The 14,992-nt window shown below is 37.1% G+C and carries 12 protein-coding genes and 2 tRNA genes; 5 read left to right on the top strand and 9 right to left on the bottom strand.

The window, feature by feature from the left end; genetic code table 11:
- Nucleotides 1-21: 21 nt before the first annotated feature.
- The 5 genes from L6471_RS11480 to L6471_RS11460 are packed head-to-tail and all read right to left on the bottom strand — an operon-like array spanning nt 22 to nt 6,152.
- Nucleotides 22-2,298, bottom strand: coding sequence for a RelA/SpoT family protein (locus tag L6471_RS11480; RefSeq protein ID WP_237797366.1), 2,277 nt, complete (start codon nt 2,296-2,298; stop codon nt 22-24).
- A gap of 41 nt (nt 2,299-2,339) precedes the next feature.
- Nucleotides 2,340-3,689, bottom strand: a complete 1,350-nt coding sequence (locus L6471_RS11475; RefSeq protein WP_006281207.1) for a lytic transglycosylase domain-containing protein — start codon at nt 3,687-3,689, stop codon at nt 2,340-2,342.
- Between the two features lie 36 nt (nt 3,690-3,725).
- Nucleotides 3,726-4,436 carry a DUF5683 domain-containing protein gene (locus L6471_RS11470; RefSeq protein ID WP_006281208.1) on the bottom strand — a complete coding sequence of 237 codons (711 nt, stop codon included), beginning with the start codon at nt 4,434-4,436 and terminating at the stop codon, nt 3,726-3,728.
- Nucleotides 4,437-4,440: 4 nt separating this feature from the next.
- Nucleotides 4,441-5,352 (bottom strand): ParB/RepB/Spo0J family partition protein, encoded by a 912-nt coding sequence (locus tag L6471_RS11465; RefSeq protein ID WP_006281209.1) that lies wholly within the window; start codon nt 5,350-5,352, stop codon nt 4,441-4,443.
- A gap of 26 nt (nt 5,353-5,378) precedes the next feature.
- Nucleotides 5,379-6,152: a ParA family protein gene (locus L6471_RS11460; protein ID WP_006281210.1), complete on the bottom strand. Its 774-nt coding sequence runs from the start codon at nt 6,150-6,152 to the stop codon at nt 5,379-5,381.
- 122 nt (nt 6,153-6,274) lie between these two features.
- Here L6471_RS11460 and surE point away from each other — a divergent pair, with 122 nt between their 5' ends.
- Together surE and lpxB are read left to right on the top strand one after the other, a co-directional pair.
- Entirely contained in the window at nt 6,275-7,042 is a 768-nt protein-coding gene (gene surE, locus L6471_RS11455; protein ID WP_006281211.1) for a 5'/3'-nucleotidase SurE, read from the top strand.
- Nucleotide 7,043: 1 nt separating this feature from the next.
- Nucleotides 7,044-8,207, top strand: a complete 1,164-nt coding sequence (lpxB, locus tag L6471_RS11450; RefSeq protein ID WP_006281212.1) for a lipid-A-disaccharide synthase — start codon at nt 7,044-7,046, stop codon at nt 8,205-8,207.
- Between the two features lie 56 nt (nt 8,208-8,263).
- Here lpxB and L6471_RS11445 read toward each other — a convergent pair whose 3' ends face one another.
- The 3 genes from L6471_RS11445 to rsfS are packed head-to-tail and all read right to left on the bottom strand — an operon-like array spanning nt 8,264 to nt 11,614.
- On the bottom strand, nt 8,264-9,127 hold the full coding sequence (locus L6471_RS11445; RefSeq protein WP_006281213.1) for a phosphatidate cytidylyltransferase: 864 nt from the start codon (nt 9,125-9,127) through the stop codon (nt 8,264-8,266).
- A gap of 15 nt (nt 9,128-9,142) precedes the next feature.
- Nucleotides 9,143-11,230 carry an ATP-dependent zinc metalloprotease FtsH gene (gene ftsH / locus L6471_RS11440; RefSeq protein WP_006281214.1) on the bottom strand — a complete coding sequence of 696 codons (2,088 nt, stop codon included), beginning with the start codon at nt 11,228-11,230 and terminating at the stop codon, nt 9,143-9,145.
- Between the two features lie 12 nt (nt 11,231-11,242).
- Nucleotides 11,243-11,614: a ribosome silencing factor gene (rsfS, locus tag L6471_RS11435; protein WP_027453035.1), complete on the bottom strand. Its 372-nt coding sequence runs from the start codon at nt 11,612-11,614 to the stop codon at nt 11,243-11,245.
- A 219-nt stretch (nt 11,615-11,833) separates the two neighbouring features.
- Here rsfS and L6471_RS11430 point away from each other — a divergent pair.
- The 3 genes from L6471_RS11430 to L6471_RS11420 all read left to right on the top strand — a co-directional run bounded on the left by L6471_RS11430 (nt 11,834) and on the right by L6471_RS11420 (nt 13,048).
- Nucleotides 11,834-11,904, top strand: a tRNA-Gln gene (locus L6471_RS11430).
- Nucleotides 11,905-11,998: 94 nt separating this feature from the next.
- A tRNA-Gln gene (locus L6471_RS11425) sits at nt 11,999-12,069 on the top strand.
- Between the two features lie 124 nt (nt 12,070-12,193).
- Nucleotides 12,194-13,048 (top strand): DnaJ domain-containing protein, encoded by an 855-nt coding sequence (locus L6471_RS11420; protein ID WP_074549646.1) that lies wholly within the window; start codon nt 12,194-12,196, stop codon nt 13,046-13,048.
- Nucleotides 13,049-13,135: 87 nt separating this feature from the next.
- Here the strand turns inward: L6471_RS11420 and L6471_RS11415 are convergent, their stop codons facing one another.
- Nucleotides 13,136-14,989 carry a DUF349 domain-containing protein gene (locus L6471_RS11415; protein WP_006281217.1) on the bottom strand — a complete coding sequence of 618 codons (1,854 nt, stop codon included), beginning with the start codon at nt 14,987-14,989 and terminating at the stop codon, nt 13,136-13,138.
- Between the last annotated feature and the right edge of the window lie 3 nt (nt 14,990-14,992).

Raw genomic sequence — 14,992 nt, 5'->3', positions numbered from 1 at the left:
ATAGGTAAATTAGATAATTTTTTATTCTATCTGCTGCACTTCTTGAATACCATTAATTTTCTTCAAGTTATCTATGAGTATATTGACATCTTTACGGTCGTGCACACGAAGTTCTATCTTACCATCGAAAATCCCTTGGTCGCTATTGATGTTTAATTGATGAATGTTTACACCGAATCGGTTGCTGATAACCTGAGCAACATCTAATACCATACCGGTACGGTCGATACCCTTAATTTCGATAGTGGCATCAAAGAAGAGAATGCGATGCATGTCCCACTTAGCATCTATGATTCGCGGACCATAGCTGGCTTTGAGTTTTGCAGCTATGTGGCATGAGCGTTTATGAATTTCAATGTGGTTGCGATTGTCAATATATCCAAGAATGTCGTCTCCAGGAATAGCATGACAACAGCTAGGGGTGATAAATTGCTCAATATTGTCTTCGTTTATATATATTGGTTTCTTTTTATTGAAATTCTTTCCAACAGTGAATTGTTCCTTTTTGCGGACTATTGTATCGGTATTATTTTTTGTCTTAAGGAAAGGTACAAATTTCCTCCAGCCTTTAGAGTTGTTTCCTTCGTTTTGTGGTTTTCTCTTTAAAATCTTACTATCTTCTTGACCGAGAATGATGGTATGATTCCCTAAAGCCAGGAAGAATGCTTCAGGCTTTTGTATTTCGTGTAAATCGAGAAGCGTGTCGAGAATAGAACTGCTTAATTCTAAGTTTTCTTTTTTTATCCAGTCATTAAGAACCTGTTCTCCTTTTTTCTCGATTTCTTTGTTTTCGTGACGAAGAATAGATGCAATCTTGGTACGTGCTTTAGCTGTTGTTACAAAGTTAATCCATGAAGGTTGTACGTGCTGGCTGTTACTTGTGAGAATTTCAACTTGATCACCGCTATTCAATTTATGACTTAATGGTACCAACTTATGGTTTACCTTAGCTCCAATACAGTGACTTCCTAAGTCTGTGTGAATCGAGAAGGCAAAATCGAGTGCTGTACAACCTGCAGGCATTGTTTTGATTTCACCTTTTGGAGTAAATACAAATATTTCAGAAGCAAAAAGGTTGAGTTTGATAGAGTCGAGAAAATCCATAGCATCAGGCTGTGGATTATCGAGTATTTCGCGAATCGTATGGAGCCAGTCGTTTAACTCGCTCTCGTCTTCAGAATATTCTTCTCCCTCTTTATATTTCCAGTGAGCAGCCAAACCTTGCTCTGCCACTTCATCCATGCGGTCACTTCGTATCTGTACTTCTATCCATCGACCCTGTTTGCTCATTAAGGTACAATGTAGAGCTTGATAGCCGTTGGCTTTTGGATGGTTAAGCCAATCGCGAAGGCGGTCGGGATGGCTCTTATAAATCTTAGTTAGGGCTACATATATGTTGAAACATTCGTTTATTTCTTCAGTTCTTTTATTAGGCTCGAAGATTACACGAACTGCTAAAATGTCATATATTTCGTCGAAACTGATATGCTTGTTTTGCATCTTATTCCAAATGGAATAAGGACTCTTGACGCGCTCTTTGATGGAGTATTTTATACCCATTTGGTCGAGTTCGGTGCGGATAGGGTCTGTGAAACACTTAAACAGAAAATCACGTTGTTTTTCGGTGTCAGCTAGCTTCTTTTCGATATTGGCATATTCTTGGGGATGGTCGTATCGGAAGCTTAGGTCTTCCAATTCTGTCTTAATCTTGTTGAGACCAAGTCGATTAGCCAAAGGGGCATAAATATAAAGCGTTTCACCTGCAATCTTATATTGCTTGTTAGCGGGTTGAGATTCCAGAGTGCGCATATTGTGAAGACGATCACAGATTTTGATTAAAATCACACGAATGTCACTACTCATAGTAAGCAGTAACTTCTTGAAATTCTCAGCCTGAGCAGAAGCTTTATCTCCAAAAATACCACCGCTGATTTTAGTAAGTCCATCTACAATCATGGCTATTTTAGGACCAAAGATATTTTCCATATCCTCTACGGTGTAATCTGTATCCTCAACAACATCGTGAAGAAGAGCTGCCGAGATACTTGTAGAGCCTAATCCCATTTCTTCACAAGCAATTTGGGCAACAGCGATAGGATGCATAATATAAGGCTCCCCAGAAAGTCTTCTGACTCCCTTATGTGCTTGACGTGCAAAATTGAAAGCTTTTGTTATTACTTCTACTTTCTTACGGTGACGAGATGCTAGATAATTGTTTAATAATCGTTGAAAGGCATCGTTGATCATCTTATCATCAGCAGCTTCTCTTTCTTGTTCTGATAATTTCTGCTCATCCATATCTTGGTCCCTCCTGTAAATGCTTCTTGGTTAGTTAGATATTATTTTACTCTTATTTTCTTTCCTGCTCGAATGCTATTACCGCTTATTCCATTTAGTTTTTTCAATTTTTTGACGGTAGTTCCATTACGTTCTGCTATTTCGGAAAGGGTATCACCATTTTTGATAGTTACATTTTTGCTTCTATTCTTCTTGCTCTTTTTTTCAGATTTTCTAGAAGAACGATGCGACATTCTTTTATTTGATGAATAATGATTTCTAGTTCGATTTGTAGTGGCTTCTTCTTTGTCCTTTATATCTACTATATCGCGTTTGAGGAAAAGTTCATCTGCTTTATATGCAAAGATAGAGTCCTGTTTGTCGATAAATGTTCCAATAAGATTGCTTGGTAGTCGAATAGACATAGGCTCAGAATAGCCATTAATAACATCTTTTCGATATTGTGGATTAAGTGAGCGTAATTGATCTTCATCGATACCGAGAACATTTGAAATCTGCTCGAAATGTACATTTTGATTTACGACTACGGTATCTGTCTTAACAGGTAGATCTGTTAACATTGGACAGATGTTATGGTCGCAGTAATAGTTCATGATATAGTTGGCAGCAATGAATGCAGGAACATAACCTCTTGTTTCTTTAGGTAAATATGGGTAAATGCTCCAATAATCAGCTTTTCCACTGCGGTGGATGGCCTTGTTGATTTTGTCAGGTCCACAGTTATAGGCAGCAATAACTAGATTCCAATCATCAAAGATTTTATAGAGATCACTCAGATAATGAGCTGCAGCATACGATGCTTTAACAGGGTCACGTCGTTCATCAATCAGAGAGTTAATTTCCAAGCCATATCGTTTACCTGTCCCTATCATGAATTGCCATAAGCCAGTTGCTCCAACTCTTGACACTGCATTAGGATTAAGAGCTGATTCGATTACAGGAAGATATTTTAATTCCAAAGGTAGATTGTATGCTTCGAGAGCTTCTTCGAAAATAGGAATGTAGAAGTTGGATGCTCCTAACATATAGCTTACGCTTTTACGTAGATCGTTACTATATTTATCGATGAATTTCTGTACTACGTTGTTATATGGCATCTCAATAATGGTTGGCATTTTTTTCAACCTATCGATAAATACTTCTTGCGGAAATGATGGGTTATAGTTTTTCATTTGACAAGATGTATCTGGCTTTAAATAGGTCTTTACATTATAAACGTGTATAAGGCTATCCAAAGCTAAATCCATGCCCTCTGGCAGGTCTATATCTTCTTCGTCACCGTTTTGATTAGTAACGGTAATGTATTGTTTATTTTGATTTTCGGTCTGAGCATACATCACGCAGCTACTACCTACTAAAAGGATGACCATAAATAAAGCTAATCTTTTCATTCTTATTTCTCTTCTTCTTATTTTAAATATTAATGTTTAAAAATTAAGTGAACATGAAAATCCAAATCCAGAACTTTGAAATGGATTTCTGTATAATGAGTTGTTAATAACAGTAGGCTGAATGTGTAAACTAAGATCTTTAGAGATATCAAAGTCAGATAAAGAAGCGTCTACGTATGCATCAATAATAGATAAAGCATAGACTCCTATAAGTACGAATGTGCTCATATCTCTCCATCTACGATAACGATCTTTTCGTTTACGAAACAATTCTTGATATTGCGTTTTGTTGTTGTCGTCTATAGTTACACCAAGATGCAAAAATTGATTATAGCTTTCTGTATTAGGATCAGAATCCATAATATCCATGTAAGCTTTACTATAATCATCGTACATTTGGCCATTCCATGACATGGCATATATACAGCCAACTACGCCACCATAAAATATGGGTAATTTCCAATATTTACGGTTATATATTTGTCCTGCACCTGGCAAAACGATAGAAAGCCAAAGTGCGCGTTTTACATCTGGCTTCCAAGTATTCCAATCACGTTTGTTTTTGGATTTTTTTTCTAGATTTTGCAATTCAAGACTATCCTTATGGGTTAGGATAGAATTTGCTGGAATCATAGCAGTATCTTCCAGGATAGGATCTACTGATTCTACCTTGATATCTTGAGCATTTCCTACAAACGGGAAAAGACACAGAGATACGAATGCAATGATATGTGATAATTTCTTCACAGAATTAATTCTCTTTGAGTTTGTCAAAAACGTTCATCAGACGTTCCAAGTCATCTTCACTTTCAAATGGTATGCTAATTTTACCTTTTCCTTTAGCATTACAGGTCATATTGACTTTTGCATTTAAAAAGCTTGATAATCTTTTCTTTAGCATTATGAATTCTTCAGGCAACTGAGTCTTGCTGACAATCTTTTTTTTGCCACTTTCTATATCTTCACCGCTTTTTAGTTGCTGAACGAGTTCCTCAACCTTGCGTACAGAGTAACCGTTTTTTTGGATTTCTTTAAACAGTTTAATCTGAAGAGATGGACTCTCTAAAGCCAAAAGAGCACGAGCATGTCCCATGTCGATTTCTTTTTTCTGTAGCGCCATCTGTACCTGTGCAGGAAGTTTCAGTAAACGCAGATAATTTGCAATAGCTGCTCGGCTTTTGCCAACACGCTCTGCAACTTTCTCTTGGGTCATATTGCTATTCTCCAATAGGTGCTCGTATGCTAATGCTATCTCGATAGAGTTTAAATCTTCACGCTGAATGTTCTCTACAAGTGCCATTTCCATTACACCTTCATCGCTAATCGTGCGAATGTAAGCTGGAATGGCCTTTAGGCCAGCAAGCTGTGAAGCTCTCCAACGGCGTTCTCCTGCTATAATTTGAAAGCGGTTTTCTGCTACTTGGCGTAATGTAATCGGTTGGATAATTCCAATGGCTTTAATACTATCAGCTAATTCGATCAATGCATCCTGGTCAAATTCGCGTCGAGGTTGGTTAGGGTTATTCTCGATTTGTTCGATTGGAATTTCATTAATCGTAGAACTACCTTGAGTTCTTACGTTTTCGGTAGAAATTAGGGCATCAAGTCCCCTTCCTAAAGCATTATTTTTAGCTGTCGTATTATATTTCTTATGAACTGCCATTATTTTAAAAGAAAATTGAGATTGAATTATTTCCAATTAGAATTCTTGTTGATGATTTCTTTAGCCAGTGCAAGATGGTTTTTGCTACCAGTAGAATCTGCGTCGTATAAAATAACAGGAAGACCATGACTTGGACTTTCACTGAGCTTTACATTACGCTGAATGACACTCTTAAATACTAATTCTTGGAAATGGCGTTTTACCTCATCATAAATTTGATTAGCCAAACGAAGTCGACTATCGTACATGGTTAGCAGAAATCCTTCTATTTCTAATTTCGGATTTAATTTGCTCTTAATGATTTTGATGGTATTGAGCAATTTACTGATACCCTCAAGTGCAAAGTATTCGCACTGTACCGGAATGATGACGGAGTCTGCTGCTGTCAGACAGTTTACGGTAATCAAACCTAATGATGGTGAACAATCAATTAGTATATAGTCGTATTCATCGCGGATAGGGGCGAGTAATTTACGAATAACTTTTTCGCGGTCTTCAATATTAAGCATTTCAATTTCTGCACCAACAAGAGCAATATGACTTGGAATGATATCAAGTCCGTCTATATCGGTAGTATAAATGGCTTCGTGAACATCTGCATGGTCAATAATACATTCGTAAAGCGAACAGTCTACTTCTTTGATGTCGACACCTAGTCCACTAGAGGCATTTGCCTGAGGATCTGCATCAACAACAAGTACTGTCTTCTCTAATGTAGCTAGAGAAGCTGCTAAGTTAATCGTCGTAGTTGTTTTACCTACACCACCTTTTTGGTTAGCTAATGCTATAATTTTTCCCATTGATATAAGCTTTTGGTCCTGTTCGTAACAGGCTATTTGATGGCAAAGATACATATTTTAAACGAGAAAGGCTACGTTTAAACCATTTTTTAGTATTTTTGCACCGAAAAGATATTAAATTTATGAATAATCGACCTTTTATCTTAATTTCAAATGATGATGGTTATCATGCCAATGGTATAAAGACTCTTGTAAAAATTCTGTCGCCTATTGCTGATTTGTTAGTATGTGCTCCGGAAGCAGCTCGCTCTGGTTTTTCATGTGGTTTCTCAGCAACGGATTATTTGCGATTGAAGCGTCGTCATAATATGGGCGATATTGAGGTTTGGTCATGTACAGGAACACCGGTAGATTGCGTAAAAATTGCCCTTAGTGAGTTATGTAAGGACCGTTTGCCTGATCTCATTATTGGTGGTATCAATCATGGAGATAACTCGTCAACTAATAATCATTATTCAGGAACAATGGGTATAGCTAAAGAGGGATGTATGAAATATATACCTTCTATTGCTTTCTCAAGTTGTAACTATAATGAGAGTGCAGACTTAATGCCTTTGTCAGAATATATTATCAAAATTATTAATAAGGTTTTGAAGGAAGGTTTGCCAAAAGGTACATGCTTGAATGTAAATTTCCCATCGAATCCTCCTTTTAAGGGCGTGAAAGCTTGTCGTATGACTTGGGGGCGTTGGGTTAATGAAATTCAGAAAAATCATCATCCTCGTGGTTATGACTATTATTGGGTAGTAGGTGAGTATGTTAATGATGAACCTGAAGCTCAAGATTCTGATCAGTGGGCTGTGAACCATGGTTATGTCGCTATCACACCGACAAAAATAGATGTAACTGACTACGAATTTAAAGAACAGTTGGACAAGTGGAACTTATAATATGAAATATTATATCATTGTAGGTGAAGCAAGTGGCGACCTTCATGCATCACGCTTAATGCATTCATTGAAAGAATTTGATTCGCAAGCTGAATTCAGATTTTTTGGAGGTGACAAAATGTCATATGAAGGGGGGTATCGGGTAAAACATTATCGTGAACTTGCTTATATGGGATTTATACCTGTTTTGCTGCATCTGAAAACCATATTCAAAAATATGAGTATGTGTAAGAAGGATATTGTGGCTTGGAAACCAGATGTCGTTATCTTGGTAGATTATCCCGGTTTTAATCTGAATATTGCCAAGTTTGTACATAAAAACACTAAGATTCCTGTTTATTATTATATTTCACCTAAAATATGGGCCTGGAAAGAGTGGCGTATTCGCAGCATCAAACGCGATGTTAAGGAGATGTTTTCGATATTGCCTTTTGAAGTTCCTTTTTATGAAAAAAAATATAAGTATCCGATACATTATGTAGGTAATCCTACTGCTGAAGAAGTGGCTTATTTTCGAAATAATTATCATGATACATTCAAGATGTTTTGTGATAAATATAATTTGGATGCAACAAAACCTATAATCGCTTTATTGGCAGGTAGTAGATTGCAGGAAATCAAGGATAACTTGCCTGCAATGATAGAAGCTGCAGATCATTTTGAAGATTATCAGTTGGTTTTGGCAGGTGCTCCTTCTGTAGACGATAAGTATTATGAGTCTTTTCTGAAAGATTCAAGGGTAAAGTTGATAAAAAACCAAACTTATGCTTTGTTATCACATGCCAAGGCAGCTCTAGTTACGAGTGGTACTGCTACTTTGGAAACAGCTTTGTTTGATGTTCCGCAAGTTGTTTGTTATGAAACACCGGTCCCAAAAATAATTCGTTTTGCTTTTAATCACATCATTAAAGTGAAATATATATCTTTGGTGAATTTGATAGCTGACAGTGAAATTGTACAAGAACTTTTGGCTGATCGTTTTTCCGTAGATGATATCATCATGGAGTTGCGAAAAATCCTTCCTGGTCGTCCTGAAAGAGAAGTAATGTTGAAAGAGTATGAAGAAATTCATCGCAGGTTGGGTAATTCGGTTGCTCCAGAAAATGCAGCACGTATTATGACAGAGTTGTTGATGGGTAGTAATAACTCGAATATTCCTCAATAAGAAAAGGGTTGTCATCAGGAAAATGACAACCCTTTTCTTATTGAGGAATAATATTTTTAGAAAAGCTGTAGGGTATATAAATATACTACTGCAGCTGGAATAGCCATAAGAGAAGAATCGAATCGGTCTAACATTCCACCATGTCCAGGAAGAATATTACCGCTATCTTTAATACCTAAGGTCCGTTTAAATAAACTTTCTACTAAATCACCCCAAGTACCAAAGAAAACTACAATCAGCCCTAATCCCATCCATTCTAAAATATTTAGTGAATGCTGTAATTCTCCAAAGTTAGCATAATAGCCCAATATTCCTGCAGCTATCAGGACAAATATACCGCCGCCTATGCTGCCTTCCCAACTTTTAGCAGGACTTATTCGTGGAAAGAGTTTGTGCTTGCCAAAAAGTGAACCACTACAGTATGCACCTGTGTCGTTAATCCAAAGGAAGACAAAGATAGATAGTGGGAGTAATGTGTCGAAATGTACGCTGCCATCCTCATTTGTTTCGAATGCCACAATGTTAATCATAGCAAACGGAAGAGCTATATACATTTGTGATAGCATGGTGTAAGCCCAGTCATTAATGGCATCTTGGTTCTTGAAATACAATTCACTGATAAATAGATAAATGATAGTCAATAAATAGGGTACAAAGACAATAAAGTTATTGACCAAGCCAATTCTCCAACCTGCTACGGCTAAAAAGAAGTAAACGCCTGCTATTGTAGAGATAAATTGGTTAGTTGTTACACCATGTTTAGCATTTATCAGACCTGTAAATTCCCAAATTGTCATTCCTGTTATCAGTGCAAACAGTAAAATCATGGCTTGTGGATCTAAAAATCCACAAACCATAATGGCTACATAGAATACACCAGTGATAGCTCTTATAATGAGGTTCTTCTGTTTATCACTCATTGCTTTCTATTTTTATTACTCTTTATTAGCTTTATGTTCTTCAGTTTGATCTTCTGAACTTTGTTCGTTAGCAGACTGATTTTTTGTATTTTTTTCATGCTCTTCTATCGCTTTCTGAACTTCAGGAAGTTGTTTTACAGCATCATCAACTTCGGGAGTTTCATCTGCCATGATTTCTTGAGAACGGCTCAACCAAGGACGCTTTCCAAAGATGGCTTCTACATCTTCTGCCATAATGACTTCACGCTTGATAAGAAGTTCTGCCAACTGGTTATGTCCCTCTTTGTGCTCGGTCAGTATCTGTTTAGCACGCTGGTATTGCTCGTTAACCATTTTCATAACTTCTTCATCAATAATCTTGGCTGTCGTTTCAGAGTATGGTTTCTGAAATTGATATTCATTATTGTTATAATAACAAATATTTGGTAGCTTGTCGCTCATTCCGGCATAGGCAATCATACCATAAGCACTTTTGGTAGCGCGTTCCAAATCATTCATGGCGCCTGTAGAAATATGACCTGTGAATAACTCTTCCGCTGCACGACCACCCATAAGAGAGCACATTTCATCGAGCATTTGCTCTTTTGTGGTAATTTGACGTTCCTCAGGAAGATACCATGCGGCTCCAAGGGCTTGTCCACGTGGTACAATACTAACCTTTATCAATGGATTAGCATATTGACAGAACCATGATATTGTAGCATGTCCAGCTTCATGAAGTGCAATGGTTCGTTTTTCTTCTGCTGTCATAACTTTCGTCTTTTTCTCAAGACCTCCAATGATACGATCTACAGCATCAAGAAAATCTTGCTTGCCAACAAATTTATGGTCATGACGAGCTGCTATGAGGGCGGCTTCATTGCATACGTTAGCAATATCAGCTCCAGAGAAACCTGGTGTTTGGCGTGACAATAAGTCTATATCGACAGATTTATCAACTTTAATTGGTTTTAAATGTACATTGAATATTGCTTTACGCTCATTCAAGTCAGGAAGATCCACGTGAATTTCTCTGTCAAAGCGACCAGCGCGTAGCAGTGCCTTGTCAAGCATATCAACACGGTTTGTTGCTGCAAGAATAATGACACCACTATTTGTACCGAAACCATCCATTTCAGTGAGTAGGGCATTCAATGTATTTTCACGTTCATCATTTCCACCCATAGCTGGATTTTTGCTACGTGCGCGACCGACAGCATCAATTTCATCTATGAAAATGATGCAAGGTGCTTTCTCCTTAGCTTGACGGAATAGGTCTCTTACTCGACTAGCGCCAACACCTACAAACATTTCTACAAAGTCAGAACCACTCATAGAGAAGAATGGAACTCCAGCCTCGCCAGCTACGGCTTTAGCTAAAAGAGTTTTACCAGTTCCTGGAGGTCCTACTAAAAGTGCGCCTTTTGGAATTTTACCACCTAAATCCGTATATTTTTTTGGATTCTTGAGAAACTCAACAATTTCTTCGACTTCCTGTTTGGCACCTTCTTGTCCGGCTACATCTTTGAATGTGATGCCAAGGTCATTACCCTTTTCATACATTTTGGCTTTACTCTTACCTACGTTGAATACGCCGCCAGGACCGCCATTTCCGCTTCCGCCTCCCATTCTTCTTGCAAACCACCATATAAAGATGATAAAGAATATTAGTGGAGAGAAATTGAATAAGAAAGTCCAAATGTCGTTTCCTTTTTCATTTTTATAGGCAAAATCATGTAGCTTGCCAGCTTTCTGTTGTGTAGAAAGATATTTCTCTAGTTCATCAACTGAACCAAATTCGACACTGACGTATGGGTTTGTGCCAACTTGTTTGGCACTCATATTAAATACATCTCGAATATTTTTAGGATTGACAAACATTTTTAGAGTATTATCTTCCTTATTGATAATGACTCTACTTGCATATCCTTTTTCGATATATTGCTTAAATCGAGTATAGCCAGCTTCTTGAGTTGCACTGCCTCCGAGTGCGTTTCCGCCACCGGTCATGAATAAAGCAATGAGAGCAACTAAGATAATGCCATAGATCCAATTCATGTTGAATCTTGGCATTTTCGGCTGATTGTCGTTGTTTCCGTTGTTGTTCAGACTGTTATTGTCCATAAATTCAATTTTTTAATAGATATCTGGTATTCTTGTTAATTTGGCATCTTCCCAAAGGTCCTCCAGATTATAGAACTCCCGCGTTTCTGGCAAAAAGATGTGGACGAGTATATCCGCAAAGTCGATGGCTACCCATTGATTGGTACCGAGCCCTACGACGTTAATTGGCTTCTCGTTATTCTTATTGCGAGCAAATTCACCTACAGATTCTGCAATTGCCTCTACTTGTGAAGGAGAATTACCCTGACAGATTACGAAGTACTGAGCGATGCTTCCGTCAATATGAGATAAATCTGCAATAACTATGCCAGATCCTTTTTTTTCTTGGATACCTTCTACAATCGTGTTCACTAACTGTTGGGTAGATTCTTTTACTGTGTTCATTAAAAATTATTTCTTTTTAATTATAAATTACATTTTGTTGATAACGATGGCAAAGTTAGTGCAATTCGGGTGAAATACAAAATATATAAGGTACAAAAACCTGTGTAAATCGAGATAATTACATATTTTTTAGAAAAAAGCACAAAAATGTTTTGGTAGTTTCAAAAAATGTTGTACCTTTGCAAACGCAATTAAGGAAAGCTAAATTGCTCTTGAAATTGGGATATGGTGTAATGGTAACACTACAGATTCTGGTCCTGTCATTTCTGGTTCGAGTCCGGATATCCCAACTGTTTGATTCTATATGTATCAAATTTTCATAATAGAATACTAAAAGGGCTTATTTTCCGATTGTACGGAAGCCTTTTAAAAGGTAAATTTAATTGGGATATGGTGTAATGGTAACACTACAGATTCTGGTCCTGTCATTTCTGGTTCGAGTCCGGATATCCCAACATTTAGATGCAATTCGATATTCGAGTTGCATTTTTTTGTTTTTGTCTTTTTGGCATAAGATTTGCATATACTATTGACATGACAAATGGACAATTTTAAGTATTAATCAATAGATTAGATTTTATGGCAATTGGAAAATGGATAGGTGGTTTGCTAGGTTTTGCTTCTGGTGGTGTACTAGGAGCTTTGGCAGGCTTTGCCTTAGGTTCACTCTTTGATAGTGGTATTGATGCTGTTAATTCCGGTCAGCATTCCTCTTTTGATGGAGATCGCCAGGGAAGAGGGTATGGAGGTGATCATGGGCAAAGTCAGCGTTTCAGATCAAATTCATATCAACGTCAATATAATAGTTTTTATAATGAGGAACGTAATTCTTTTCTCTTTTCTTTGCTAGTTTTAGCTTCTTATATTATTAAGGCTGATGGCAAGGTAATGCATTCTGAAATGGAGTTTGTTCGAAAATTTTTGCGTTCCAATTTTGGAGAATCTGCCGTTGTTCAGGGGCAGGAGATTCTTTATAAACTCTTCGAAAAACAAAAGGAAATAGGTTGGGAAGAGTATCGAACGGTTATTCAAGATTCAGGTCGGCAAATTGCTTCATCGATGCCTTATGAACAGCGATTGCAATTACTTCATTTCTTAGCAATGATAGCTCAAGCAGATGGGATAGTTCATCCTAGCGAAGTGAGTTCACTTAAAGAAGTAGCGCAAGCTATGGAGATTCCTGTTTCCGAAATAGATGCTATGTTAAATTTGCGTGACGCAAGTTCTAATCTAGATGCAGCTTATAAAGTGATGGGTGTAAGTCCTTCGGCAACCGATGCAGAGGTAAAAGCTGCATATCGCAAACAAGCTCTACAAAATCATCCTGATAGGGTTGCTTCTTTGGGTGAGGATATACGTAAAGCAGCTGAAAAGAAATTTCAGGAAATTAATGCAGCTAAAGAAACAATATGGAAGGCTAGGGGATTGTCATAATTGCAACATGAATAGTTACTATATAAAATGAAGATGGGATGTGCATAAAATTGTACATCCCATCTTTATTTTATAGATCTTTATTGCTTATTTTTGTTTGTTTTGGGCATCGATAGCTTTGATTTTAGCCTTAACAAGATCCATCTCATCTTTTAATTTCTGAATTTTGCGATTCATTTCATCAATTAGACTGTTACCTTTTTTGCTAGACACATTCAAGAAACCTAAGTTATTTTCGTAGGTGTTTATTTCCTGTTTGAGTCCTTCGTAGCGGCGCATTAGTCGTCCGCGTTCGTTATCTAATGTGTTTAGACCGCGTTCAGCAGCATTTTGAATTTTATCCTTAAAGTTATCGAGACGGCGTTTAGCAATTGACACATGTAAATCTTTATATAGTTTATCCAAAATGTCATGATATGCTTTATAAATTTTATCCTTCTCTTTGAAAGGTACATGGCCAACGGTATTGTACTCTTCTACAAGCTTTTGTACAGTATCTTGAATATCTTCATCGGTTTTTTCGCTTAGAGCTTTTAACTTGGCGATTATTTTTTTCTTTTTGTTCAAGTTTTCATGCTCTTCGTTATGTACATCAGCATTTGCAGCTTTACGAGCTTCGAAGAAATGATTACAAGCTGTTGTAAATTCTTCCCATAGTTGATCGCCCAATTTCTTAGGAACGACACCGATATTTTTCCATTCTTTTTGAAGTTCAACCAATTTCTGAGAAGTCTTTTTCCATTCTTTACTGTCAGTTAGAGCCTTTGCTTGTTCTACCAAAGCCTTCTTTTTTTCAGTATTAACAGAATATGTTTCTTTGAGTTCTTTGAAGTATTCTGCTTTTTTAGTAAAGAATTGGTCACAGGCAGCACGGAAACGTTCGAAGATTTTTACATTCATCTTCTGAGGTGCAAAACCGATAGTTTTCCATTCTGTCTGGATATTTTTAATTTCCTCTGTTTGTTTTTCCCATTCTGATGCTTTTTTGTACTCAGCGTTAGCGATAGCCTCTGTTTTTTCGCAGAGAGCAGTCTTTTTTATCAAGTTATCTTCCTCTTTAGCTCTGAGATCCTCGAAATGCTGTTGATGCTTTTTATTGATTACTGTAGACGCTTGTTTGAAGCGAGTCCATATTTCATCGCGCAAATCTTTAGCAACAGGACCTGTTTCACGAAATTCTTGATGAAGTTCTTGTAATTGATGGAATGCGCTGATAATGTCCTCTTCGTTAGCTAAAGCTTCTGCTTTGACACAAATAGCTGTTTTGATTTCAAGATTTTTTTTGAAATCATACTCTCTGGACTCTCTGTTTAAGTTGAGCAAATCATAGAATTGTTCAACATAAAGCTGATAGTTGCGCCAAAGCTCATTATTTTTTTCAGCGGGAACAGCTTTGATTTCTTTCCAATCTTGCTGTAATTTTTTGAAGTCATTATATGATTTGTTGGCTTCATCAGGTGATGTAGCCATAGCTTTAATTTTCTCAATGATTTCAAGCTTTTTTTGGTAATTGGCCTCTTTTTCAGCTTCGATTTGTTCGTGAATCTTAGCTCGCTTCTCTTTGATAATCTGCATTTCAGCCTTGAAAATCTCCTCATCTTCATCTGGAAGAATCTGGTAATTCTCAGGTGCGCCACCATTTTCAAGATAAGCTTTCATATCAGCATCTCTTTCGGCTATATGAAGTTTATAGAACGAAGTCTTAAGATAATCTATTTCATCTTTTTTAGGATTTTCATCACTATGGGCAATTTCTTTTACTCTTGCGAGTATCTCCTTTTTGTCCTTGTAACTTTTATGAGTTGCCTTTTGGGAATTTTCGCTGCAAGTATCTTTGTCGGAAACTTTTTCAGCAGTATCGACTTGAGTGGTTGTCTCTTGGACAGCCTTCTCTTCTTCATTAATGCCCTGAGTAAGAGCGTTTTCTTGAGAGTCCATCATTTC

Origin of the sequence: Segatella bryantii (genome assembly GCF_022024215.1) — a bacterium.
Classification (GTDB): Bacteria; Bacteroidota; Bacteroidia; order Bacteroidales; family Bacteroidaceae; genus Prevotella; species Prevotella bryantii.
The sequence above is the reverse complement of the archived record's forward strand: the minus strand, read 5'-3'. Positions and strand labels throughout refer to the sequence as shown.